This window comes from Methylobacterium sp. PvR107 (assembly GCF_017833295.1).
GTDB lineage: Bacteria > Pseudomonadota > Alphaproteobacteria > Rhizobiales > Beijerinckiaceae > Methylobacterium.
Window position 1 is genome coordinate 99,857 of sequence record NZ_JAFIBW010000001.1, and the last position, 23,063, is coordinate 122,919.

19 protein-coding genes and 2 pseudogenes are annotated in these 23,063 nt (G+C 68.9%); 14 read left to right on the forward strand and 7 right to left on the reverse strand.

Annotated elements, in window-relative coordinates:
- Window positions 1–13: 13 nt before the first annotated feature.
- The 3 genes and pseudogenes from JOE48_RS00445 to JOE48_RS00455 form a co-directional block, all read right to left on the reverse strand.
- Window positions 14–205: pseudogene (locus JOE48_RS00445) on the reverse strand (metallophosphoesterase); the annotation flags it as partial.
- 75 nt (window positions 206–280) lie between these two features.
- On the reverse strand, window positions 281–871 hold the full coding sequence (locus JOE48_RS00450; RefSeq protein ID WP_210025861.1) for a response regulator transcription factor: 591 nt from the start codon (window positions 869–871) through the stop codon (window positions 281–283).
- A complete protein-coding gene (locus JOE48_RS00455; protein WP_210025862.1) occupies window positions 849–2,450 on the reverse strand; it encodes an ATP-binding protein in 1,602 nt (533 codons plus the stop codon). The genes JOE48_RS00450 and JOE48_RS00455 overlap by 23 nt, the downstream gene beginning before the upstream one ends.
- 224 nt (window positions 2,451–2,674) lie before the next feature.
- On the opposite strand from JOE48_RS00455, the gene JOE48_RS00460 reads away from it, so the two are divergent.
- The 4 genes from JOE48_RS00460 to JOE48_RS00475 all read left to right on the forward strand — a co-directional run bounded on the left by JOE48_RS00460 (window position 2,675) and on the right by JOE48_RS00475 (window position 7,470).
- On the forward strand, window positions 2,675–4,354 hold the full coding sequence (locus JOE48_RS00460) for a DHA2 family efflux MFS transporter permease subunit (protein WP_245252666.1): 1,680 nt from the start codon (window positions 2,675–2,677) through the stop codon (window positions 4,352–4,354).
- Window positions 4,351–5,424, forward strand: coding sequence for a type III polyketide synthase (locus JOE48_RS00465; RefSeq protein WP_210025864.1), 1,074 nt, complete (start codon window positions 4,351–4,353; stop codon window positions 5,422–5,424). The genes JOE48_RS00460 and JOE48_RS00465 overlap by 4 nt, the downstream gene beginning before the upstream one ends.
- A gap of 337 nt (window positions 5,425–5,761) precedes the next feature.
- On the forward strand, window positions 5,762–6,415 hold the full coding sequence (locus JOE48_RS00470; protein ID WP_210025867.1) for a methyltransferase domain-containing protein: 654 nt from the start codon (window positions 5,762–5,764) through the stop codon (window positions 6,413–6,415).
- Window positions 6,394–7,470 (forward strand): NAD(P)/FAD-dependent oxidoreductase, encoded by a 1,077-nt coding sequence (locus JOE48_RS00475; protein WP_210025869.1) that lies wholly within the window; start codon window positions 6,394–6,396, stop codon window positions 7,468–7,470. Before JOE48_RS00470 ends, JOE48_RS00475 begins: the two co-directional genes overlap by 22 nt.
- A 179-nt stretch (window positions 7,471–7,649) precedes the next feature.
- On the opposite strand, the gene JOE48_RS00480 is transcribed toward JOE48_RS00475, so the two are convergent.
- The gene (locus tag JOE48_RS00480; RefSeq protein ID WP_210035489.1) at window positions 7,650–8,594 is read right to left on the reverse strand and encodes an AraC family transcriptional regulator; all 945 of its coding nucleotides are present in this window, start codon (window positions 8,592–8,594) and stop codon (window positions 7,650–7,652) included.
- Between the two features lie 209 nt (window positions 8,595–8,803).
- Between JOE48_RS00480 and JOE48_RS00485 the strand changes: the two genes are divergently transcribed.
- The 3 genes from JOE48_RS00485 to JOE48_RS00495 all read left to right on the forward strand — a co-directional run bounded on the left by JOE48_RS00485 (window position 8,804) and on the right by JOE48_RS00495 (window position 11,146).
- Entirely contained in the window at window positions 8,804–9,571 is a 768-nt protein-coding gene (locus tag JOE48_RS00485; protein WP_210025871.1) for an alpha/beta hydrolase, read from the forward strand.
- Between the two features lie 451 nt (window positions 9,572–10,022).
- Window positions 10,023–10,550: a hypothetical protein gene (locus tag JOE48_RS00490; RefSeq protein WP_210025873.1), complete on the forward strand. Its 528-nt coding sequence runs from the start codon at window positions 10,023–10,025 to the stop codon at window positions 10,548–10,550.
- 113 nt (window positions 10,551–10,663) lie between these two features.
- Window positions 10,664–11,146: a DUF2165 family protein gene (locus JOE48_RS00495; protein WP_210025875.1), complete on the forward strand. Its 483-nt coding sequence runs from the start codon at window positions 10,664–10,666 to the stop codon at window positions 11,144–11,146.
- A gap of 544 nt (window positions 11,147–11,690) precedes the next feature.
- Here the strand turns inward: JOE48_RS00495 and JOE48_RS00500 are convergent.
- Entirely contained in the window at window positions 11,691–13,091 is a 1,401-nt protein-coding gene (locus JOE48_RS00500; RefSeq protein ID WP_210025877.1) for a sensor histidine kinase, read from the reverse strand.
- On the reverse strand, window positions 13,088–13,753 hold the full coding sequence (locus JOE48_RS00505; protein WP_210025879.1) for a response regulator: 666 nt from the start codon (window positions 13,751–13,753) through the stop codon (window positions 13,088–13,090). Before JOE48_RS00505 ends, JOE48_RS00500 begins: the two co-directional genes overlap by 4 nt.
- Before the next feature lie 115 nt (window positions 13,754–13,868).
- On the opposite strand from JOE48_RS00505, the gene JOE48_RS00510 reads away from it, so the two are divergent.
- The 5 genes and pseudogenes from JOE48_RS00510 to JOE48_RS00530 all read left to right on the forward strand — a co-directional run.
- A complete protein-coding gene (locus JOE48_RS00510; RefSeq protein ID WP_210025881.1) occupies window positions 13,869–14,945 on the forward strand; it encodes an ABC transporter substrate-binding protein in 1,077 nt (358 codons plus the stop codon).
- Between the two features lie 192 nt (window positions 14,946–15,137).
- Entirely contained in the window at window positions 15,138–16,430 is a 1,293-nt protein-coding gene (locus tag JOE48_RS00515; protein ID WP_210025883.1) for an MFS transporter, read from the forward strand.
- 528 nt (window positions 16,431–16,958) lie between these two features.
- Window positions 16,959–18,530, forward strand: coding sequence for an ABC transporter substrate-binding protein (locus JOE48_RS00520; protein WP_210025885.1), 1,572 nt, complete (start codon window positions 16,959–16,961; stop codon window positions 18,528–18,530).
- A 95-nt stretch (window positions 18,531–18,625) separates the two neighbouring features.
- Complete coding sequence (locus JOE48_RS00525; RefSeq protein ID WP_210025887.1) at window positions 18,626–19,252, forward strand: glutathione S-transferase family protein; 627 nt, start codon at window positions 18,626–18,628, stop codon at window positions 19,250–19,252.
- 70 nt (window positions 19,253–19,322) lie between these two features.
- Window positions 19,323–19,580: pseudogene (locus JOE48_RS00530) on the forward strand (xanthine dehydrogenase family protein molybdopterin-binding subunit); the annotation flags it as partial.
- 315 nt (window positions 19,581–19,895) lie between these two features.
- On the opposite strand, the gene JOE48_RS00535 reads toward JOE48_RS00530, so the two are convergent.
- A complete protein-coding gene (locus JOE48_RS00535) occupies window positions 19,896–20,672 on the reverse strand; it encodes an alpha/beta fold hydrolase (RefSeq protein WP_210025889.1) in 777 nt (258 codons plus the stop codon).
- A gap of 124 nt (window positions 20,673–20,796) precedes the next feature.
- Between JOE48_RS00535 and JOE48_RS00540 the strand changes: the two genes are divergently transcribed.
- Window positions 20,797–21,429, forward strand: a complete 633-nt coding sequence (locus tag JOE48_RS00540) for a GntR family transcriptional regulator (protein WP_210025891.1) — start codon at window positions 20,797–20,799, stop codon at window positions 21,427–21,429.
- A 60-nt stretch (window positions 21,430–21,489) separates the two neighbouring features.
- Window positions 21,490–23,013: an aldehyde dehydrogenase gene (locus JOE48_RS00545; protein WP_210025893.1), complete on the forward strand. Its 1,524-nt coding sequence runs from the start codon at window positions 21,490–21,492 to the stop codon at window positions 23,011–23,013.
- Window positions 23,014–23,063: the final 50 nt, after the last annotated feature.

The window sequence follows — 23,063 nt, forward strand, 5'->3', positions numbered from 1 at the left end:
GGCAAAAGCGACGTCACGACGGGATCCGCAGGGTGATCCGCGTCAATTCCGACGGGCGGCCGAGCCGAGGCGCGAAGCCCGGCCACAGCGCGGTGCCGTTGCTGACGTAGAGCAGCATGCCTCCGACCCGGTAGGCCCCGGAGACGAACCCGGCGTTGCCACGTGCAACCAGCCGGTCCAGGCCGCGGAACATGCCGCCGTGGGATCGGACGGCCGACATAGTCACAGGGGGACGATCGATCAGACCGTCTGCCGGAAACGTTCGGACGGCCGAGGTCCTTCAATCGATCAAACGCAACGAGAGCGCACGCGCCACCGCATGCGTTCTGTTGACGACGTTCAGGCGCTTCATGGCTTGGTCGAAATGGAAATTGACGGTTCGCTCCCGCAAATCGAGGATGAGGGCGATCTCCGCGGACGTCTTCCCGCGGCTGGCCCAGGTCAACACTTCCCGTTCCCGACTGGTCAGATGGCCGAACGCGTCGTGGCTCTGCCCGCCGCGACCCGCGCGGAGACGATGCTCCACCACGACAGCCAGCATCTCGAAGTCGACCGGCTTGGTGAGATAGTCATCCGCGCCCTTGCGGCGCGCGGCGATCTCGCTGCCGCGATCGTCGAGAGCCGTGAGGAACACGAACGGGATCCGCGCGAGGTGCGGGGCGGTCGAAGCCAACCGCTCGATCAGGTCCAGGCCGTTCATCCCCGGCATGCGCACGTCGCACAGGACCAGGTCCGGAGGCGACATCCGGATGGCCGACAAACCCGCCTCCCCGTCCGGGGCGCGATCCACCGTGTAGCCGAGGTCGACCAGGGCCTCCGCGAGCAGGCTCGCCGTTTCCTCGTCGTCCTCAACGCAGAGTATCCTGGGCATGCTCCGGCTCCGGGGATGAAAGCGCCCCGTCTCGCGGCAGCGCCAGCATAGCACGGGTTCCGCGGCCCTCTTCGCTCTCGATGACGAGGCGACCACCATGGCGGCGCGCGATCTCCTCCACGAGGCTCAGCCCGATCCCCGTCCCCGGGATCGTGCCGACGTTGCTCGCCCGGTAGTAGCGTTCGCGGATCCGTCCGATCTCGCCGCGCGGGATGCCCACGCCCTCGTCCTCGACGACGATCTCGACGCCGGCGCCCGACGGGTAGGCCCGCAGCCGGACGGGAACGCTGTCCGCCGCGTACTTGAACCCATTCGAGAGCAGGTTGCTGACGGCCAGATGCAGCAGGTCGGGATCGCCGACGATCTCCAGCGATGCATCCGGCACGTCGTCGACCAACGCACCGCCCATCCCGATCTCGCGATAGTACCGGCACAGCGACCGCAGCATCTCGGCGAGATCGAAGCGGCGCATGCGCGGGCGCAGGTTCCCGCCGGTATCCTCCAGCGCCCGCGACAGGCCCGACATCAGGCTCGCGATCCGGAACACGGCGGAACGGATGCGGTGCGCCCGATCGGCGATGTCGCCCGGCTTGGCCCGGTCCTTGGTCGCAATCAGCCGCTGGGCGTTCCCGTCGATCGCCATCAGCGGCGTGCGGAATTCATGCGAGACCGTCGTGATGAAGTTGCGCTGCTCGACGGCGAGGGCGCGCTCCTTCTTCAAGGCGGTGCTCAGCGCCCCGGATTGAATGGCCAGGCGCTTGCGCGATTCGAGGAGTTCGGTGGTGTTGCGCCGGAACACCGCGAGGGCGCGCGCCATCGCGCCGATCTCGTCTGGCCGCCTCTCGTCGGGGAGCGCGAAATCGGTCTCGTCATCCGCGAGGCGCCGCATGCGATCGGCGAGCCGCAGGAGCGGCTGCGAGATGGCGCGCCAGACGTAGACCGTGATGGCGAAGAACAGGGCCAGGGTCCCGAGCATCAGGTCGGAGACCCAGTCCTGAGCTTCCGCGATGGCCGCGGCCGCCCGGCCGCGGTCGGCCTCCGCGCGCGCTTCTGTCACGAGCGTCAGGTCGAAGGCGCCGTCGCGGGCCGCGTCGAAGGTGGTCTTCGACAGGCCGTTGAACAGCAGGGTTGCCTGCTCGGCCTCGCCGTCCCTGCTCAGCGCGGCCACGCGCTCCGCCACGGCTGCGTGCGCGCGCCACAGGTCTTGCAGCCGCACGAGCGCGCTCCGGTCCTCGTCTCGCCGGAGCAGCGCCGCGTAGCGTGCCATCACCTCCGCGAGATGGGCGGACATGCGCTGCAGCGACGCGAGGCGATCGGGGCGGTCCGCGGGATCCGGGCCCAGGAGGATCTCGGCCTCCGCGGTGCGCGCGTCCGAGATCCCGTGGTTCAGGCTCCCGAGGATCCGGATGCGCTCCAGCCAGCGGTGGTGCATCTCGCGGGAGAGCGCGTCGGCATGTTCGAGCCGATCCAGGCTGAGGAGGCGGGCGCCCTCCGTCGCGGCGATGAAGAGGAGCACCATGAGGCCCAGCTTCGCGACCAGGGAGTGGCGCCAGGCCAGGGTCTTGCGCAGCACCGACATGGCGATCCCCCAGCGGACCCGGCGGCCGGGCTTCGAAGGCTTAGGCCCGGCCCGTCCGAGTTCAGCCTGTCAGATTTCACAGGATGACGCCGGGGGCCACGAACTGGTCTGTAGGCCGCGAGCCGGCGGACGGTCCGTCGCGCCGAGGGGTCACAGGGGGATCGCGTTGATTTCGGACACCGTGACGCCGATGGGCGGCCTGACCGCGGCCGGACGCCCCTGAGATGACGCCGCATCCCGTCGGTGCCGTTCGCCCCCGGATGCCCGATATCCGGCAGGCGGCCCGAGCGTCCGTCCCGATCGTCCACGACGTCGCGGACGCCGCCGATCGGCCCGCTCCGACGAACCCGATCGAAGCCATTTCGCCGGCGCCGACCGCCGGGCCCCGGACCTGGGCCGGCTTCGCCATCCTGTGCGTCGGCATGTTCATCGCCATCCTGGATATCCAGATCGTCGCGACATCCCTTCCGCGGATCCAGGCGGGTCTCGGGATCGCGCCGGACCGGATCAGCTGGGTCCAGACGGCGTATCTCACCGCCGAGCTGCTCGTCATTCCGCTCACGGGTCCCCTCACGCGCCTGGCGAGCCTGCGCCGGCTCTTCGTGACGTCGGTGACCCTGTTCACGCTCGCGTCGTGCGGATGCGCCGCGAGCGGCGGCTTCGCCTCGCTCATCGTCTGGCGCGCGCTCCAGGGTGCGTCCGGGGGCGCGTTGATCCCGACCGTGTTCTCGGCCGTCTTCCTGCTGTTCCCGCCGAACCGCCAGGGCATCGCCACGGCCGTCGCGGGCACGCTCGCCGTCCTCGCCCCGACCGCCGGCCCCGTCGTCGGCGGCTGGATCACCGAGACGGCGTCCTGGCATTGGCTGTTCCTGATCAACGTGCTCCCCGGCATCGTCTCGGCCATCGGCGGGTACTGGCTGCTGTCGTCGCGGGACCGGCGGCGCGGACGGCTCAGCGAACTCGATGTGCCGGCCCTGGTGCTCCTGGCCGTCGCCCTGGGCAATCTGGAGCTCGGCCTCAAGGCGGCCCCGGAATCCGGCTGGACGGCGCCTGCAACCGTCGCACATCTCGGCGCGAGCACGGTGTCCGCCCTCGTGTTCGTCCGCCGCACCCTGACGGCGGCCCATCCGCTCGTCGAGCTCCGGATGTTCGCGGATCGCCGCTTCGCCGTGGGCTCGGCACTCAGCTTCGCCTGCGGCGTGGGCCTTTACGGTTGCGTCTACCTCATGCCGGTCTTCCTGGGCTACGTGCAGGGACGCGGGCCGCTCGCGATCGGCGAGATCATGCTCGTCACCGGCTTGGCGCAGCTCGCCGCGTCTCCGCTCGCCGTCGCCCTGGACGGGCGCGTCGACGCGACCGTGCTCGCCGTCCTCGGATTCGGTCTGTTCGCGGTCGGCTCGTTCCTGAGCACGACCCAGACGGCCGCGATGGATCCCGGGGCGCTGGTCGTCCCGCAGGTCGTACGCGGGCTGTCCATCATGTTCTGCCTGCTGGCGCCGACACGGTTGGCGCTGGGGCAGCTGGCGGCCGAGCGCGTTCCGGATGCCAGCGGGTTGTTCAACCTGATGCGGAATCTCGGCGGCGCCGTCGGCCTCTCGCTGATCGACACCGTGATCTACGGGCGGATCCCCGGCCACGTATCCGATCTCGTCGCGCGCCTCGCGTCCGGCGATGTCGACGCCGCGCGAGGGGTTGGCATCCCGCCGGCCGTTTTCGCTGCCCGGTCGGGCAAGCCGATCAGCGAGGCGACCCGTGCCCTCGTCGCGCCGCTCGTCGAGAAGGCGGCCCTGACCGCTTCGATCGGCGACGCCTGGATGCTGGTCGGAACTCTCAACGTGGTCGCGATCGCCGCCCTGCTGCTCGTCCGCCGACGCGCCGATCCGAGCCTGGAGCCGAAGCCATGACGGAAGCCTACCTCAACCGCATCGAGACGGCCGTCCCGCCCCACGACGTCCACGCGGCTTTCGCGGCCTTCGCCCGATCCCAGCTCGCCGACGACCGGCGCAAGCTGCGCATCCTGGACCGCATGGTGGAGCGCAGCGGGATCGAGCATCGGTATTCCTGCCTCGCGCCCGGGCTCGACCCGGGCCGCGACGCCGTGGATGCCGAGGGCCTCTACCGACCCGGGAGCTTCCCGACGACCGCGGCCCGCATGCGACTCTACGAGGAGCACGCCCCTGCGCTCGCGACGCGTGCGGTCGAGAAACTCGAACTCGGGGATCAGCGGGACCGCATCACCCATCTCGTGGTGTCGAGCTGCACCGGCTTCTCGGCCCCGGGGCTGGACATCGACATCATCGAGCGTTGCGGCCTCAGGGGGTCCGTCGAGCGGACGATGGTCGGGTTCATGGGCTGCTACGCGGCAATCAACGCCCTGAAGATCGCGCGGCACATCGTTCGCTCGGAGCCGCAGGCCCGGGTCCTGGTGCTGAACATCGAGCTTTGCACGCTGCACCTCCAGGAGACCTCGGATCTCGAGCAGATCCTGACATTCCTGCTCTTCGCGGACGGGTGCGCGGCCAGCATCGTCTCCGCCGATCCGACCGGGCTGAGGCTCGACGCGTTCAACGCCCTGCTGACGCCCAACACGCGACAGCTCCTGACCTGGCATATCCGGGAATCCGGGTTCGACATGGTCCTGTCGGGCCGCCTGCCCGCGGCGGTGCAGGACGGGATCAGCGGTCGCGCGGACGAATTCCTGGCGGGGAACCGGATCCCGGACGTCGACGCCTGGGCCGTCCATCCGGGCGGCCGGACCGTGCTCGACGCCGTGGAGCGCGCCTTCGCGCTCCCGCCCAGCGCGCTGGCGGTCTCGCGCAACATCTTGCGTCGGTTCGGCAACATGTCGTCGGCGACCGTCATGTTCGTGCTCGCCGCGCTCATGGATCAGGCGACGGCGGGTCAGGTCGGTTGTGCGATGGCGTTCGGCCCGGGTCTCGTCGCCGAAACCATGATGTTCCGAAAGGCGGCCTAGCTCCGCGCGTCCGGCGCCCGGATCCGGGATCCCGGGCTCGCCGGCCGTGATTCAAAGACGCCGCGGCACCGGGCGGGATGCCGGCGCCCGGACTCCGCGCGTCTTCCGACGCGCGACGCGGGCGTTCCGGTGCGGGCGGCGTCATTCGATATCGACGCGGGAGAGGTGGTCGATGCCAGCGACGACGGAGACCGAGACCGAGGGATGGCCGGAGCCGCCGAGGCGGGGTTCCGACGGGGCACCGGCGCCGCAAGGTTCCGGGCCCTCCGGAACCGCGGGGCGGCGCGGGCCCGCGCGCCCTCGCTCGCTGGCCGTCCGGGCCTCGGCGCAAGAGCAGATGGATGCTCCGGATCTGCCCGAGGCCGCATATGCCGCGCTCCTCGCAGACCTCGCGCGCGTCAACCGATGGACGCTGGCGGCGCGGCCGACCTTGGCTTTCCTGAGGCGGGCGGCTCGGCGCGCCGGGCGGCTCAGGCTCCTCGACGTCGGCTTCGGGCAGGGCGACATGCTGCGTCGGATCGCGCGCTGGGCGGCCCGGGAGGGCGTTGCCGTGGCGTTGGTCGGGATCGACATCAACCCCCGTTCGGCGCCGGTCGCCCGCGCGGCAACCGACGGCGGACTCCGCATCGAATACCGCACCGGCGCCTACGCGGACCTCGCCGGAGAGGGCTGGGACGTGATCGTCTCGAGCCTGGTCGCGCACCACATGGACCACGCGGAACTGCTGGCGTTCCTTCGCTTCATGGAAGCCGAGGCGCGTGTCGGCTGGTTGGTCAACGACCTGCACCGGCACGCCCTGCCCCATGCGGGCTTTCCGATCCTGGCTCGGGCGATGGGCTGGCATCGGATCGTCCGCGAGGACGGCACCCTCTCGATCGCGCGCGCATACCGGCCGGCCGAATGGCCGCCGATCCTGGCCGAGGCCGGAATCGCCGAAGCCTCCGTCTCTCGCCGCTTCCCGTTCCGGCTATGCGTCGAGCGCCTCCGCTGATCATCGGCGGCGGCCCGGCCGGTGCCGCCGCCGCCATCGGACTCGCCCGGGCGGGCCTGCGGCCGTTGCTGATCGAACGGAATCCCGAAGCGCAGGATGCCCTGTGCGGCGGCTTCCTGAGCTGGACGACGATCCGGCGCCTGATCGATCTGGGCGTTGATCCCGTTGCCCTCGGCGCCCATCGTGTCGGGGCGCTGGCGCTGTTCTCGGGGCGGGACGGCGCCGAAGCTCGGCTGCCCGCACCCGCCGTCGCCCTCTCGCGCCGCGTCCTCGATGAGGCCCTGCGCGCGCGCGCCCGGGCGGCGGGCGCGGCAATCGAGACCGGGATCGGGGCGCGGGCCCTGGCGGAGGGCCGGGTGCGTCTCGTCGACGGGGGCGAGATCCGCCCGCCCTGCACGATCCTCGCGACCGGCAAGCATGATCTGCGCGGTGCCGCGCGCCCGCGCCCGGACGGGGACGCCGCGGTCGGGCTGCGCTGGCGCCTGGGTGGGAGCCGGGCGCTCGCGACGTTGCTCTCCGACCGGGTGGAGCTGCACCTGTTCCGCGGCGGGTATGCCGGATTGGTCATCCAGGAGGACGGCAATGCCAACCTCTGCCTCGCCGTCCGACGAAGCCGCCTCAGCGAGGTCGACGGCGCACCGGATCGGCTCCTCCAGGCTGTCGCGGAGGAATCGCCCGCCCTCGGTCTGCGCCTGGCCGCGGCAACGCTCGGGCGCGCCCAGGCGGTCGCGAACGTACCCTACGGCTGGCGCGCGGGTCCCGGACCCGCGAATCTCTACCGGATCGGGGATCAGGCCGGGGTCATCCCGTCGCTCGCGGGCGAAGGGATCGCCATCGCGCTGTGCAGCGGCTTGGCCGCGGCCAACGCGATCGCGCGCGGCGAGCCGGCCGAACGCTTCCAGCGATCGTTCTCGCGAAGGTCGTCCGTCCCGATCGCTCTGGCCGGATGGCTCTGGCGCGCGGCCGAGACCCCCAATGCCGCCAGGCAGCTGGTGCGCGCTGTCGCCTCCGCCCCGGCGCTCGGGCATCTGGCCTCGCGGCTGACGCGGATCTGACCGCAGCTTGCCTCCGACCCGACGCCGGTGGCGCTGGCGACAGAGGGGGATCGGGTCATCGGGGCAAGCCGGTCATGCCTGTCGTCACGCCGCGCGCTCCACCTCTCCGAGGAAGCGCCGCCGATGCGGGACCGGCCCGCTCCGCATGGCCCGGACTTCGGCCGATCGAAAGACCGGCGTTACAGGCCGTTCTCCTGCCGCGCGTCGTCTTTGAGGTGCCGGGTCGCTCTGTAACGGCCAGGTGATAGGCCATGATGCCGGTGAAAAAGCTTTGAGAACGCGGCGACGGACTCGTAGCCGACGCCGGTCGCAATGCGTGCGATCCCCAGGTCACTCGTCTCGAGCAAGAAGGCAGCTTCCGACATCCGGCGCGCGATCAGATAGCGGTACATCGATTGGCCGACGAGCTTGGTAAAGCGGGCCGAGAACGCCGAGCGACCGAGCCCGACCTGTTGCCCCAGCTCGTCCAATGTCCAGGACCGATCCAATCGCTTGTGCATCAATCGAAGCGCCGGTCCGATATGCGGGTCCGTTATCGCCCCGAGCCAGCCGCCTTCGCCGGGACGCAGCGATTGCGACCAGCTTCGCAGCACCTCGACGAAGAGGACCTCCGTCAATCGTGAGAGGACGACGTCCTGGCCGGGACGCGGCTGCGCCGACTCGCGCACCATGCGCCGCAGGATCTGCTCGAGCCACGCACCGTCCTCCGCCGATTTGAGGTGGAGGACGGGCGGAAGCAGCTCCAACAGGCTGCTCCGCGACGGCTGTGCCACGGTGAACTTGCCGCAAATCATCGTGGAGCAGGGCTGAGCGCCGCCGCCATGGCGAACAATGCCGTGATGCGCGGACGACCGATCGAGATCGACGACCGAGAACGGCTCTGCTCGGCGATCCGAGTAGAATTCGTGGGGCTCGCCGCGCGAGATGACGACAAGGTCGCCCGCGCTCATGTGGAATTCGCGTTCCTGATCGAGAGCGAGAATCGCCGAGCCGTGGCTGACGTAGTGGAACAGCGCGTACGGGCGTTGCGGCAGTGCCAGGTTCCAGGGATGGCCGAGCTCGAAATGGAACAGCAGCGTCCCACCCAGGCGCACGCGGTCGAGTACTTCGGCAAGGATGTCCATAATGGCGACGATAAGGTCCCGGACGATCGGACACAACACGCGGACGATCAAGCTCTATCGTTCAAGACACAGTCATATTAGGTCCTGCCGAGGGCGTTGACGCATCGTGCAATCGTCCTTCGTTCCTGGCGCAAGGTTCAGGGCGCGAACATTTCGCAGCGCTTGCACATTCGCGACCTCGCGTTATCCGCCCGTCGGCAGGAGTTATTATGCAAGGTGTTGTTCTGTCCCTGGCCGCGGCCTTGATGTCTGCAACGACATTGGCCGCTGCCCACGCCACCGCGCTGCCCAAGGGGGCGGCTCACAACATTGTCCTTGTCCATGGCGCGTTTGTCGATGCATCGAGCTGGAAGCCCGTCGCCGACATCCTCACGAAGAAGGGCTACACCGTCACGCGCGTCGAAAATCCTCTGACCTCTCTCGCCGCCGACGTCGAGGCCACCGAGCAGGCATTGGCAAAGCAGAGAGGCAAGACGGTTCTCGTCGGCCATTCCTGGGGTGGCGTCGTCATCACGCAGGCCGGCAACGATCCCAAGGTCTCGGCGCTCGTCTACGTCTCCGCCTTTGCGCCGGACGTGGGCCAATCCCTGGCGACCCTCGCCAAGAGCGGTCCGGCCACGGAAGGGGCTGCGGCGATACATCCCGACGACAAAGGCAATCTCTACATCGATCCCAAAGTCTTCCCATCCGCGGTCGCGGCCGACCTTCCCCCGCAGATCGCCCAATCCCTGGCGAACCATCAGCTTCCGTTGAGCCACACGGCGTTCGAAGCGCCGGTCGATGCGGCCGCGTGGCACCACAAGCCGACGTTCTACGTGATCAGCACGCTGGACAAGGTGATCGCACCGGAAGTCCAGAAGCTGTTCGCCGCCGCCATGAAGGCCCAGACGACGAAAGTCGCCGGCAGCCACGCCTCGCTCGTCGTTCACGCGACCGAAGTCGCCGCGGCGATCGAGAAGGCCGCGCTCGCCAAGTAACAGGGCCGCTCCCGGTCCGCCCGCGCCGTGAGCGGCTGCGCCTGCCGAGAGCGGGGCCGCCTGGACCTGGAGCCGGCGATGGCGTGGCCGTCCTGGCGTTCCGTCACGATCGAGCGCAGTCTCTGGAAGGCATCTCGTGCAGAGCCAGTAATGAAACTCGATACGATTGCAGTCGATCGCTTGAAAATCCTGAGATCCAGACCGTTCGACGCTGGCGTGACTGCGCGCAAGCCCGCGCTCGGCCCTATGGCAACACGGAAGCTCGTGCCGTTGCCCGCCCTCGTGATGCGACGATCACGACCTTGCTGCGGGACTGTGCAGGCCGAGACCGTCTGATCACGGTTCGGCTGGCGAGCCCAGGCGTCTCGAAACTGCGGGACCGCAACGCAGACAGGGTCCGTCGTTCGGTTGTCCGGGCCGACAGGCTCGAAATGGGAAAGGAAATTCCGGCATGTTCAAGAACTGTCTTGCCAGCGTCACCGCCGCGGCTCTCTTCACTGCGGCTGCCGCGGGAGCATCGGCCGCCAAGGCGGAGCCTCTGGATTCTACGAGTGTTGATGCGATCAGATCGCAGTTCAGTCGGCTTATGGAACTGGCCAACAAGCACGATTTCAAATCTCTGCATGATATGTTCTGGCAATCGCCGACAACCCTGTTGGTGGCGAAGAGCGCGAACCCGGCCGAGGGAAACTGGGCCGGCTATTGGGGCAACGAAGCGATCGATCAAAAGCTGCATGACATCGGCAGCTCCGGTCCGGTCGTGCTCGAGCCGGATTATTCGAAGCTCATGGTGGTCGGACTGACGCACGACGTCGCGGAGTCTTACGTGCCGATGAAGATCACCGTTTCGTACGCGGGACAGGACGGAACGCCCAGACCGTTTCTGATGATCATCAATTGGCTGCGCGTCGGGACGGACTGGAAGGTCGCCGCCGAGATCATTCTCCCCGTACCGCCGGCATCCGCGACAAAGGGCTAGATCCCCACGCTCCGCACGCGTCCGATCCCGCCGCCCGCGCCGAGGGCCCGTCCCGGAGGTTGCGGCCGCGAAGTCCGAAGCCGGGAGCCTATTCCGCCACTGGAGGCTCAGGCATGTGGTTGCGCCTATCCAAAATTGCCCTGGTTGCCGCGATCGCCCTGACCTGCAGCCTGGTGGCCTTGGGGAATATCGTAGATCCGGATCTGAATTTGGCGTTCGTGCAGCATGTTCTGTCGATGGACACAATTTCCCCGGATCACAGTATTCACAATCGAGCTATCATCAATCCTGAGCTGCAATGGCTTGCCTTCATCCTGATTGTGTTGGGTGAGATTCTGGCCGCACTGCCCATATGGCTCGGCGCGATTCAGATGCTCCGGCACCTGACGGAGGCCGGTCCCCGTTTCGCGCGCGCTAAAGCGCCGGCCATCGTCGGACTCAGCACCGGATTCCTGATCTGGCAGGCGGGGTTCCTCGGCATCGGCGGTGAGTGGTTTGGTATGTGGATGTCCAAGACATGGAACGGCCAGGAATCGGCCTTCCGATTCGCCATGACGGTGCTCGGCGTGCTGATCTATCTGGTGCAGCCGGATTGAGAGACGGGGCGTGAGGCTCGGATGATGTTTGACAAATACGACCCAGGACGTCCGCTTGCTGCGACGTGGTCATGAGCCCCTTCGACGCTCCGACTTGAGCGGCCGCACGAGGCTGGCCTCGACCGGACCTCTGTCCGACGCCGGCAGCAGCGTTGCACCGAGCAGGGCGGCGAAGATGGTGATGCCTGCGTCCGGCCTGACGGCCTCTCCGAAATGTCCGATGGCTGGCAAGAGTCCTTGGCCGCTATATTCCGAGGCCCTTCGCAGAATTGTCTTTGGGCTGCGAGGGAGCGATCAAGTCGACGCTGAGCGGATACATGTCTTGCATGACGGGTGATCTTTAGAGATGTCGGCTTTCCGGACCTTTGGGTCGGTCTGCTTCGACGGCGATTCCCTGGAAAAGCGGCCTGCCATTGCCGCTTTGACTTGACCGCACGCGAAAGCGCGGCGCCCCCGTTGCACACGACAAAGGTGACCCGTCATCCGCGCGCGAATGAAATCATGCCCGAACCCGACGGTTCCAGGAATTCGTCCCGTGCAGCGACTACGGAATCCGAAAGCTCGCCCGCGCGATCAATCCCGACCTGCCTGCACGGGAAGCAAGCGTGACCGCTCCGCCGATCCGATCCGCGAGGGCTCGAACGATCGCGAGCCCGAGGCCGCTGCCGTCCGGACCGTCTCGCGTCGCGACCCGGTAGAACCGCTCGAAGACCTTCTCGCGCACCTCCAAGGGTATGCCCGGGCCCTCATCCTCGACTTCCACGCAGGCGCCGATCTTCGTACGCCGGACGCGGACGATGGTGGTGCCTTCAGAACGGTTGTAGCGGATCGCATTGTCCACGAGATTGGTGAGGATCTCGCCGATGATGAACGGATCGCCCACGACCGGTACCGTGCCGTCGGGGCGATCGAGCACGATCTCGCCCGTGCGCGCGAGGGCGTGGGGCACCTGCTCCGTGACCACACGGGCCGCGATGTCGTTCAGGTCGGTGATCGCCACTGGGGCGTCCGTGCCAGCGACGCCCGCATCGGCGCGGGCGAGCGCGATCAGTTGCGCCAGGAGGCGTTCCAGGCGCCGCGCGGCTCCGTCGATATCGTCGATCGCTGCGGCCTGGACCGGTTCCCCGGGCGTGAGCCTGCGGAGCAGGTCCACGTGCATCCTGAGCACGGCGAGCGGCGTCCGCAGCTGGTGCGAGGCATCCGACGTGAAGGTGCGCTCCCCCGCAATCGATTGCTCCAGGCGCTCGAGCAGCGTGTTGAGGGCGAGCACCGGGGCCAGCGCCTCGCGAGGCACCCCGGCCACATCGAGCGGCTGCAGGTTGATCGCCCCCGGGACCGCCCGTTGGCTGATCGCCTCGCTCAGCCGGGTCAGCGGCCTCAGGCTGCTGTCGATGCTGTACCAGGACAAGGCCCCGATCAAGCCCATCAGCCCCAGCTCGGCGAGGGCGAGCCCGGCAAGCAGGCGTCGCTCCAGGCCCTGGCGGGCTTCGCGCGTCTCAGCGACCTGGACGAGGACCGCGCTCGGCTTCCCGTACACCCGCCGTGCCTGGGCAGCGATCCGCACGCTCGCCCCTCGGACGATGCCGTCGCGATGGGTCGTCACCCCGGGCGGAAGCGAATCGACGTCCAAGTCTGCGAGGTCGCGATAGCCGGTCACCAGCGCCCCGCCATAGGTGACGCTGTAATAGATCCGGTCCTGTGCCTGGCTCTCGAGCATCCCGAGGGCGACGCGGGGCAAGTCGACCGATACCTCGCCGTCATCGACCGTCAACCTCTCGGCGATCGCCAGGACGGACCCGTCGAGCAGGCGATCGTGCGTCGTCTCAACGACGTTCCGGATCACGAGCGCCCCGGCGAAGCCCAGGAGCAGCGCGAGCGCCAGGGCCGGGAGCAGCATGCGGACGAGCAGGCGCCGCCGGATCGAGGGCGCGCGCGGCTGGGTCACACCGGCATCAGCAGATAGCCGAGGCCACGGATCGTACGGATCTCAGGACCGTCCGGCTGCAACTTCTTCCGAAGGCGGGCGACGTAGAGTTCGAGGGCGTTCGGTGCGACCGCCTCGTCGAAACCGAAGATCTCCGCGCTGAGCCGTTCCTTCGGGACGGGTTTCCCGGCGCGCGTCATCAGGATGGTCAGGACGGCGAGTTCCCGGCGCCGCAACGCGACGGGCACCCCGCCGAGGGTCACGGTGCCTGCCGCCCGATCGAGTTCCAGCGTGCCGCAGCGCAGGATCGGGTTCGGGACGGCCTGGCCGCGACGGACCAGGGCCCGGACCCGCGCCTCGAACTCGGCGAGGTCGAAGGGCTTCAGCAGATAATCGTCCGCCCCGAGATCGAGCCCTCGGACCCGGTCGGTGATGGCGTCCCGCGCGGTCAGCACCATGACCGGAACCGTCGAGCCGGCCGCCCGGACGGCCTTGAGCACGTCGAAGCCCGGCAGGCCCGGCAGGCCGAGGTCCAGGATGACGAGGCTGTAGGGCTCGCTCGTCGCGAGCCGCACCGCGTCGGCACCGTCCGCCTCGTGATCGACGGCGTAGCCGCCCTGCCGGAGGGCGGAGATCAGGCCACGCGCCAGGGCGGCATCGTCCTCGACGACCAGTACGCGCATGCTCCTCCCGTCACCGAGCGTCTTGGCCGGAGCGGCACGCGAGGTTTAGCATTTTCGCCCGGTCCGCGCACGGTGAACGTGCAGGACATCCGCCTCATCCAAGGAGGAGATACTGTTGAGTCCCCGCCATGCCGTCGGCCTCCTCCTGCTCCTGGCGGTCAGCCTCGGTCCGGCTGCGGCACAGGTCGAACCACCCCTGGCGGCCGAGGACGCGGGCTCCGCCACGGCCCGCCGCGAGACCGTCGTGGTCGTGCGGGCGACAACCGACGAGGCCGAGGTCGCCGACCTCATCGCGGGCTTCCGCAAGGCCCATCCCGGCGTGGCGGTCTCCTATACCAAGATGAACTCCGCGACCCTGTACGACAGTTTCGTGGAGGAGGCGGCGGCCGGCGCGGGTACGGCGGACATCGTGTGGAGTTCCGCCATGGACCGCCAGATCAAGCTGGTGAACGACGGCTACGCCGCCCGCTACGCATCCCCCGAGGCGGCCTCCCTGCCGGCCTGGGCCGTGTGGCGCAACGAGGCCTTCGGCGTGACGGCCGAGCCGATCGCCATCGCCTACAACCGGACGCTCCTCCCGCCGGAACGTATACCCCAGACCCGCGCCGACCTGATCCGATTCCTGACCGACCACCCGGAGGCCTGGAAGGGGAAGGTCGTCGCCTACGATCCGGAGCGGAGCGGTGTCGGGTCGCTCATCCTCGCGCAGGACGCGGACGTCACGCCCCGAACGTGGGACCTCGTCTCCGCCCTCGGGCAGGCCGGCGTGAAGCTCTACACCCGGACGGAGACCATGCTCGACCGGATCGCCGACGGCGAGGCCCTCCTCGCCTACGGGGTGTTCGGCGCCTACGCCCTCGAGCGGGCCAAGCAGGATCCGGCGATCGGCGTCGTGCTGCCCACAGACTACACGCTCCTCGTCTCGCGGATCGCCTTCATCGCGAAAACTGCGCCGCATCCCGCCGCCGCCCGGCTGTTCCTCGACTACATGCTCTCCCGCGAGGGCCAGGAGCGCCTTGCCTCCCGGTCGCTCACACCGGCCCGGACGGATGCCCGCCGGGCCGACGACCCGGTCGCTTCCGCCCCGGCCCTGCGGCCGGTCCCGGTCGGGCCGGAGCTGCTGGCCAACCTCGACCAGATCCTTCACGCCCGCATGCTGCGGCGCTGGCGGCGTGCCGTGGAAGGCCGCTGAGTTCGGGTCCCGCGACAGCTTCATGACAGGTTGACCGGCGTATAGCGGCTTCAAGCGCTGCGAAGTCGGCGCGAATACATGGGAGGATTGGTTTGCGGCTGCAGCCCGATCGCCAGGAGCGATCGTCAGCCGATCCGAACCGACGCTTCCCTCGTGCGGTTGCGACCGCTCCGGCGCCTGAGGGAGACAGCAATGATACAGGCCCATCCGTCGAGTTCCAAAGTCGCCACGGTCCTGCGCGTGACCAGCGGCAACTTCCTGGAAATGTTCGACTTCTTCCTGTTCGGCTTCTACGCCACCTACATCTCCAAGACCTTCTTCCCGGTCGGCAACGAGTTCGCCTCGCTGATGCTGACCTTCGTGACGTTCGGCGCCGGCTTCCTGATGCGGCCCCTCGGCGCGATCTTCCTCGGTGCCTACGTGGACAGTATCGGCCGCCGGAAGGGGCTGATCGTCACGCTCGGCATCATGGCGGCCGGCACGATCCTGATCGCCTTCGTCCCGGGCTACGGCACGATCGGCCTGTTCGCGCCCTTCCTGGTGCTTGTCGGGCGCCTGCTGCAGGGCTTCTCGGCCGGCGTCGAACTCGGCGGCGTCTCCGTCTACCTGTCGGAGATGGCCACCCCCGGCAACAAGGGCTTCTACGTGTCCTGGCAGTCCGGCAGCCAGCAGGTCGCTGTGATGTTCGCCGCCGTGATCGGCTTCATCCTCAACCACGCCCTCTCGCCCGCCGACATGAACGATTGGGGCTGGCGGATCCCGTTCTTCATCGGCTGCGCGATCGTGCCGTTCCTGTTCTACATCCGGCGCTCGCTGGAGGAGACGGAGGAGTTCCTGAATCGCAAGCACCGGCCGTCCATGAAGGAGGTGTTCGGCTCGCTCGCCCGCAACTGGCAGATCGTGCTGCTCGGAATGCTGCTCGTCGGCATGACGACGATCTCTTTCTACACGATCACCGTCTACACCCCGACCTTCGGCAAGGCCGTGCTCAAGCTGTCCGATACCGACAGCCTTCTGGTCACCTTCTGCACCGCCCTGTCGAACCTGTTCTGGCTGCCGATCATGGGGGCGCTGTCCGATCGGATCGGACGCAAGCCGATCCTGCTCGTCTTCTCGGCGCTGACCCTGCTCACCGCCTACCCGGTGCTGGGCTGGCTCGTGGCCAGCCCGAGCTTCGGCAACATGCTGATCGCGCTCCTGTGGCTGTCCTTCCTGTACGGCAGCTACAACGGCGCGATGGTGGTGGCGCTGACCGAGGTGATCCCGGCGAGCGTGCGCACGGCCGGCTTCTCCCTCGCCTACTCGCTGGCGACGGCCCTGCTCGGCGGCTTCACACCCCTCGTCTCGACGTGGCTGATCGAGGCCACCGGCAACCGCGCGGCCCCCGGGCTGTGGATGGCCTTCGGCGGGGCGTGCGGCCTCGTCGCCACGCTCCTGATCTACCGCCGTGCAACCCAACCGGTCGCGCTGGGCGCCCCCGCGTGACCGGCTCGCCGGGAGCACCAAGTCTCGGTGGCTCTGCCTGCATCGCGTCGTCAGGGAGGGGTGGCGATCGATCCTGATCGCCGCCCTTTCTCGGCCCACGGCGATGGGCCGTACCGACGTCAGAGAAGCTCCGCGGAAAGGCCGGCTCCACGGTTCGAGAAGTTTCCGCTTTCAGCTGTGTCGTTGAGGACGTCCGACGACTGCACCGGGCGCATTGCGGATCGTCCGCCTGCGGTCGGCGGTCAACGTCCGCAGTCGAGCCAGCGCAGGCCCGCGCAACATCCGCTTCAGGGCAGTCTGATCAGCGGCGCTCGCTAACAAGGGTGGCCGATAGCGGCCGCATGCCGCACTGATCCGGGATGCGCGGAGCAATCTTCACCGTTGCCCTCGACTGATAGGCCGGGCGCTTCGCGGGCCGTTCCTCGGCCACAATCGGGAGGCCGTGCAGCAGCGATCGCAAAGATATGGCGCGCGTGCTCTCATGTTGGTCTGGCGGTTGCTATGCTGGCGCGTCTCGCCGGGGCCACAATGAAGCGACGCACATTCCTCACCGCAGGTGCCTCCATACTTGCAGCGCCGATCGTCGGCCGAGCGCAGGATGCTCGAGTGCTGCGCATGGTGCCCCAGGCGAACGTGACGTCCATCGACCCGATCTGGACGACCGCGATCGTCACGCGCAATCACGCCTATATCGTCTATGATACCCTGTTCGGCCTCGATGCCGACCTGCAGCCCCAGCCCCAGATGGCGGCCGGATACCGGATCGAGCAGGATGGGCGGAAGGTGACGATCGCCCTCCGCGAAGGGCTGCGCTTCCATGACGGCACCCCCGTCCTCGCGCGGGATTGCGTCGCCAGCATCAGGCGCTGGGCCGCCCGGAACGGGTTCGGCCAGACGTTGATGGCCGCGACGGACGAGCTCAGCCACGACGGCGATGCTCGCATCGTCTTCCGTTTGAAGGCGCCGTTCCCGCTGCTGCCGAACGCGCTGGCGAGCGTCAGCCAACCCGCCTTCATCATGCCGGAACGGATCGCGCAGACGGATCCGTTCAAGCAGATCACGGACGCCACCGGCTCCGGGCCGTTCCGCTGGAAGGCGGACGAGTTCAACTCGGGCAGCTTGATGGTCTACGAGCGGCACGCAGGATACGTGCCCGCTCCCGGTGCCCCGAGCCTGACCGCGGGCGGCAAAGTCGCCCATTTCGACAGGGTCGAGTGGCAGATCATTGCCGACGGCGCCACTGCGGCGGCCGCGCTGCAGAACGGCGAGATCGACTGGTACGAGCAGCCGCCGCCGGAACTCCAGCAGCTCCTCGCCCGCAATCGCAACATCGTCGTGGAAGGGCTCGACCGCTTCACCAATCCGGCCATCCTGCGCATGAACCACCTGCACCCGCCGTTCGACGACGTCGAGGTGCGCCGGGCGGTGCTGCCGGCCATCGTCCAGAGCGACTTCATGGCAGCCGTGGCCGGTGATGATCCCGCCAACTATGACGACCGGTGCGGGATCTTCACGCCCGGAACGCCGATGGCGACGGATGTCGGCATGGAGGTGCTCACGGGGCCGCGGAGCCTCAAGAAGGCGCAGGTGGCGCTGAAAGCTGCGGGCTATAACGGTGCGAAGGTCCGGCTGATCGGTCCGACGGACATCCTGGCGCCCTCGGCGATCACCCAGGTCGCGGCCGATCTGCTGCCCCGGATCGGCTTCAACGTGGATCTGGCCCTGAGCGACTGGGGTACGGTCATCCAGCGCCGGGTCTCACGCGAGCCCGTCGACAGGGGCGGCTGGTCCGTGCTGCTGACCACGTTCTCGTCGTTCGACAATGCTGATCCGGCCGCGCTTCACCCGATCAGGGCCAACGGCGCCGGTGCCTGGTTCGGCTGGCCGTCGATTCCGAAGCTGGAGGAACTCCGCACCGCCTGGTTCGCCGCTGTGGATGCACAAGCGCGCAAGGCGCTCTGCGCGGAGATGCAGCGGGTCGCGCTCGACCAAGTGGTTTACGTACCGGTCGGCTCCTATCGGTCCATGACGTCTTTCAGGCGCAATCTGACAGGCCGGGTTCTCGGATTTCCCATTCTCTGGAACATCAGAAAGACCTGAGCGGCACATCCGGTCACCGGCGAAGGCCGCGGTCGGTGGGCTCTGACGGGCCGCACCGGATGGCCGGATCAGATGTCTTATGCCAAGGCAAGGTCATGATGCGCATTCTCGGCCGCTCGACTTCGATCAACGTCCGTAAGGTTCTTTGGGCCGCGGCCGAGGCCGGGTTGAGCTTCGAACATGAGAACGACTGGGCTCTGACCAAAGACACGCAAGGCCCTGAGTTCAGATCCCTCAACCCGAATGGACTCGTTCCCGTTCTCGTGTGCGCGGAGGGGGTCCTCTGGGAGAGCAATACGATCTGCCGATATCTGGTTGCGAGATCGGGCCGGCATGATCTTCTGCCCGACAATCCGTTCGCGCGTGCCGCCGTCGAGAAGTGGATGGACTGGCAGGCTGGAGATCTGAATTGTGCTTGGCAGGCGGCCTTCCTGGGCTTGGTCAGAAAAAACCCTGCTTACAGGCATGATCCGGTTGCGATGGCGCGGAGCGCAGAGCGGTGGAACGACTTGATGCTCATCTTGGAGCGGCACTTGGCCGACACCGAAGGCTATGTCATCGGTGACACCTTCACCTTGGCCGACGTGGTGGTCGGCCTTTCGCTCCAACGATGGCTCCTGACGCCGATTGCGCGACCATCGACGCCGGCGCTCATCGCGTACCGGCAGCGGCTGCAAGCCCGCCCAGCCGTGCAGGCGTGGATTGCCGCCGACGTACCCTGAAACGAAGGGTGACGAGCGTTCGTGATCAGCCCCCGCTGGGTGGTCCGGGTCGACGTTCGTACAGGGTCCGGTGCTGCTGGAGGAGGTCACCTTCGATCGCGGCGCCGTGGCGAGCCTTGACGGGTCGAGCGACCCGGCCCTGACCTTCCCGGACGTGCCCGAGGTCGTGCTCGACCGGATCGACCGGCCGACCGAGAAGCCGTGGGGCGCCGGCGAGCCGTCCGCCGCCATCGTGCCGGCGGCGGTGTCGAACGCGGTCTTCGACGCGACCGGCGTGCGCGTGCGGTCCGTGCCGTTCACCCCGGCCAAGGTGACGGCAGCCCTGCAGGGGCCTGAAGCGCCAACGGTCAGGATCGGCGGGTCGTCGCGCCGGTCGCGCGGGCCCGGATCGTTGGTCCGCCGGCCTCGCCGCGGACATCGGGCGGTGCGTCGGCCGCCACGATCGACGCAGCTGAACGAGGCGGCGGGCATGAGCGTGCCCGCGCCAGGTCCGGTCCGGCCTCCTCTGACCGCATCGCGGCGGCGCTCGAGCATCTGCTGCTCCGCGCGCGTCCCGTGAGCGAGGCGGATGTCCGATCGGATCCCGCCGCGCTCACGTCCGACGGGTGCGACGGCCGGCCAGCCCCAACGCGCGCCGGTCAGGTCAGCGCTGAAGGAAGTCCAAGGTTTCCCGGGCGAACATCGCCGGGGCTTGAAGCTGCGGGACGTGCGCGCAGTCCGGCAGCATCACGAACCGGGCATCCGCCAGCCCGGACGCGAGCTCACGCGCCATGGCCGGCGGCGTCGCCTCGTCGTGCTCGCCGACGAGCACCAGGGCGGATGCGCGCACCTCGGCCAGCCGGGGACGCAGATCGAGGCCCGCCAGGGCCGCGCAGGCATTCTGGAACACGCCGACGTCGGTCCGCAGGAAGGCGGCCCGCCGCTCGGCCATCAAGGCCGGATGGGCGGCCTGGAACGTGGGCGAGAACAGGCGGCGCATCGCCGTCTCGGCCAGGGCCGGAAGCCCCCGCTCGCCCGCCACGCGCGCCATGCCGCGAAAGGCCTCGCGGCCCGGCTCGGAGAAGCAGGCGCCGCAATCCGCGAAGACGAGGCGGTCGAACAAGTCCGGGTGGCGCAGGGCGCAGAGCAGCAGCACGAAGCCGCCGTAGCCGTTGCCGAGCCCGGCCGCCGCCCGCCCGCCTGTCGCCGCGCGCACCGCCTTTCCGACCCGGTCGGAGACCGCCTCGAGACCGCCCGGGACAGGCGCGGAACCGCCGAAGCCCGGCAGGTCCACGACGAGGACCCTGAAGTCACGGCTGAGCACCGGGACCACCGCGTCGAAGCTGGTGGCGTCGGCGAGCAGCGAGTGCAGCAGGATCAGGGGCGGCCCGGCACCGTACTCCCGCACCGCAACGGTTTCCTCCGCGACCAACGCCTGCATTCAAGACCTCCCCACCGCCCCTGCCGACGCCTTCAGCCCGCTGTCGCATCCGACGCGCGCAGTCGCAATACAGTTGACGTGATATTTCACGAATGGCAGCATGTGTCGATCCAATGAGGCCGCCGTGCTGCTCCGTGACAACATCTACGCGGCGATCCGCGCCGACATCCTGGCCTGCACACTCCGGCCCGGTGCGGAGGTCCGCGAGCAGGAACTAGCCAAGCGCTACGCCGTCAGCCGCCAGCCCGTCCGCGAGGCGCTGCTGCGCCTGGAGCGCGAGCGCCTCGTGACGGTTCACGCGCGGCAGGGATATCAGATCAACGCAATTTCGGTCGCCGACGCGCGGGATCTGCTGCGCATGCGCCTCGCCCTCGAGCCGGCCTGCGCGGCGGAGGCCGCGGCCAACGCGCCCGATGCGGTTCTCGACGCGCTCGACGCGTTCCGCACCGTCGCCGACGGCGCCGATTTCATCGCGGAGAACCGCGCCTTTCACATCGCCCTTGCCGAGGCGTCGGGGAACCGCCGCATGGCCGCGACGGTGCGCGACCTCGTCGAGCAGGCGGACCGGCTGGTGCGCGTGAGCCTCGACGGCATTCGCGGGCGCGATCCGGCGCAGCTGGTGGCCGAGCACGCCGGCATCATCGACGCGCTCCAGCGCCGCGACGCCCGCGGCGCGCGGCGCCTCGTGCGCGCGCACGTTGCCCAGGCCGAGCGACGGATCCTGACCGCGCTGGCGCGCAGCGCGATCGTCCTCTGAGCAGCGCCGCCTCAGGCACGAAGCCCGGGACGCGGTTCGAAACGATACGGGAGAGACGCCATGACCCTGCACGCGCCGGCACCCTCGGTCGAGACACGGGGCAACTTCATCGACGGCCGCGAGGTCGAGGCCGGCGACGGCGCGCTGATCGACGTGCGCAATCCCGCGACCGGCGCGGTGATCGCCCGGATTCCCAATTCAGGTCCCGCCGATGTCGACAGGGCCATGCGCGCGGCCCGGGCCGCTTTCGAGGGCAAGGAATGGGGTGGGATGGATCTCCGGGCGCGCGCCCGGCTGGTCAATCGCCTGGCCGATGCGTTCGAGGCCAACCTCGACACGCTCTACCGGCTGGAGACCACCAACAACGGCCGGCCCGTGAACGAGACCCGGGCGCAACTCTCCCGGCTGCCGGACTTCTTCCGCTACTTCGCGGGCGTGGCGCTGGCCCGGCGCGACGACGTGATCCCGGTAGAGGGCAACTACCTCAATTACACCCGCCGCACCCCGATCGGCGTGGTGGCGAACTGCACGCCGTTCAACCACCCGCTGATGATCCTGTGCAAGTCGCTGGCGGTCGTTCTGGCCACCGGCTGCACCACGGTGGTCAAGCCGTCCGAGTACACGCCGCTCACGACGCTCAAGCTCGCGCAGATCTTCACGGAGGCCGGCCTGCCGCCGGGCGTGTTCAACATCGTGCTGGGCCTCGGCGCCTCCACCGGCAAGGCGCTCGCCGAGCACCGCGACATCAACAAGCTGGTGCTCACCGGCGGCACCGAGGCCGGCCGGATCGCCGGCTCGGCCGCCGCCAAGGTCTTCGCCCACCAGACCATGGAACTCGGCGGCAAGACCCCCGTGATGGTGTTCGAGGATTTCGACGTCGAGCGGGCGGTGAACTACGCGGCCTTCGGCGCCTTCATCGGCGCCGGCCAGACCTGCGTGTGCGGCAGCCGCCATCTCGTCCAGGCCTCGATCTACGACGAGTTCGTGGAGCGGCTCGCGGCCAAGACCGCCGCGATCCGCCTGGGCGACCCCTTCGATCCGGCGACCCAGCTCGGTCCGGTGATCTCCGAGCGCCAGCGCGAGCGGGTCCTGGCCTATGTCGGCTACGGCCGCGACGAGGGTGCCCGCGCGGTCGCGGGCGGCCGCGCCGCGACGGTGCCGGGCTTCGAGGGCGGCTACTTCGTGGAGCCGACGGTCTTCGCCGACGTGCGCGCCGACATGCGCATCTTCCAAGAGGAGGTGTTCGGGCCGTTCACCAGCGTCACCCGCTTCGAGGACGAGGCCGACGCGCTCCGGCTCGCCAACGACTCGCCCTTCGGCCTCGCCGCGGCCGTGCGCACGCGCGACGTCGCCCGCGCCCACCGGGTGGCGCACGCCGTCAAGGCCGGCATCGTCTGGATCAACGACCACCACCGTCTCGACCCGGCCTCGCCCTGGGGCGGGGTGGGCGACAGCGGGCTCGGCCGCGAATGCGGCATCGAGAGCTTCAACGACCATTTCGACGTGAAGAGCGTGATGGTCGCCACCGGCGACGGGCCCTTCGACTGGTACCGCGACACGGCCGGCCAGCGTCGCCTGAACTGACGACGACGGCGCGGGGGGATGCGAGGTCCGCGCCAGACGGGCCCCTTCCG

Excerpts from the sequence above, each read along its gene's own strand:
- JOE48_RS00535 (WP_210025889.1), bottom strand. The coding sequence starts at position 20,672 with ATGCAGGCGTTGGTCGCGGAGGAAACCGTTGCGGTGCGGGAGTACGGT.
- JOE48_RS00495 (WP_210025875.1), top strand. The coding sequence starts at position 10,664 with ATGTGGTTGCGCCTATCCAAAATTGCCCTGGTTGCCGCGATCGCCCTG.
- JOE48_RS00520 (WP_210025885.1), top strand. The coding sequence starts at position 16,959 with ATGAAGCGACGCACATTCCTCACCGCAGGTGCCTCCATACTTGCAGCG.
- JOE48_RS00460 (WP_245252666.1), top strand. The coding sequence starts at position 2,675 with ATGACGCCGCATCCCGTCGGTGCCGTTCGCCCCCGGATGCCCGATATC.
- JOE48_RS00480 (WP_210035489.1), bottom strand. The coding sequence starts at position 8,594 with ATGGACATCCTTGCCGAAGTACTCGACCGCGTGCGCCTGGGTGGGACG.
- JOE48_RS00465 (WP_210025864.1), top strand. The coding sequence starts at position 4,351 with ATGACGGAAGCCTACCTCAACCGCATCGAGACGGCCGTCCCGCCCCAC.
- JOE48_RS00545 (WP_210025893.1), top strand. The coding sequence starts at position 21,490 with ATGACCCTGCACGCGCCGGCACCCTCGGTCGAGACACGGGGCAACTTC.
- JOE48_RS00485 (WP_210025871.1), top strand. The coding sequence starts at position 8,804 with ATGCAAGGTGTTGTTCTGTCCCTGGCCGCGGCCTTGATGTCTGCAACG.
- JOE48_RS00475 (WP_210025869.1), top strand. The coding sequence starts at position 6,394 with ATGCGTCGAGCGCCTCCGCTGATCATCGGCGGCGGCCCGGCCGGTGCC.
- JOE48_RS00525 (WP_210025887.1), top strand. The coding sequence starts at position 18,626 with ATGATGCGCATTCTCGGCCGCTCGACTTCGATCAACGTCCGTAAGGTT.
- JOE48_RS00490 (WP_210025873.1), top strand. The coding sequence starts at position 10,023 with ATGTTCAAGAACTGTCTTGCCAGCGTCACCGCCGCGGCTCTCTTCACT.
- JOE48_RS00505 (WP_210025879.1), bottom strand. The coding sequence starts at position 13,753 with ATGCGCGTACTGGTCGTCGAGGACGATGCCGCCCTGGCGCGTGGCCTG.
- JOE48_RS00515 (WP_210025883.1), top strand. The coding sequence starts at position 15,138 with ATGATACAGGCCCATCCGTCGAGTTCCAAAGTCGCCACGGTCCTGCGC.
- JOE48_RS00455 (WP_210025862.1), bottom strand. The coding sequence starts at position 2,450 with ATGTCGGTGCTGCGCAAGACCCTGGCCTGGCGCCACTCCCTGGTCGCG.
- JOE48_RS00450 (WP_210025861.1), bottom strand. The coding sequence starts at position 871 with ATGCCCAGGATACTCTGCGTTGAGGACGACGAGGAAACGGCGAGCCTG.
- JOE48_RS00470 (WP_210025867.1), top strand. The coding sequence starts at position 5,762 with ATGGATGCTCCGGATCTGCCCGAGGCCGCATATGCCGCGCTCCTCGCA.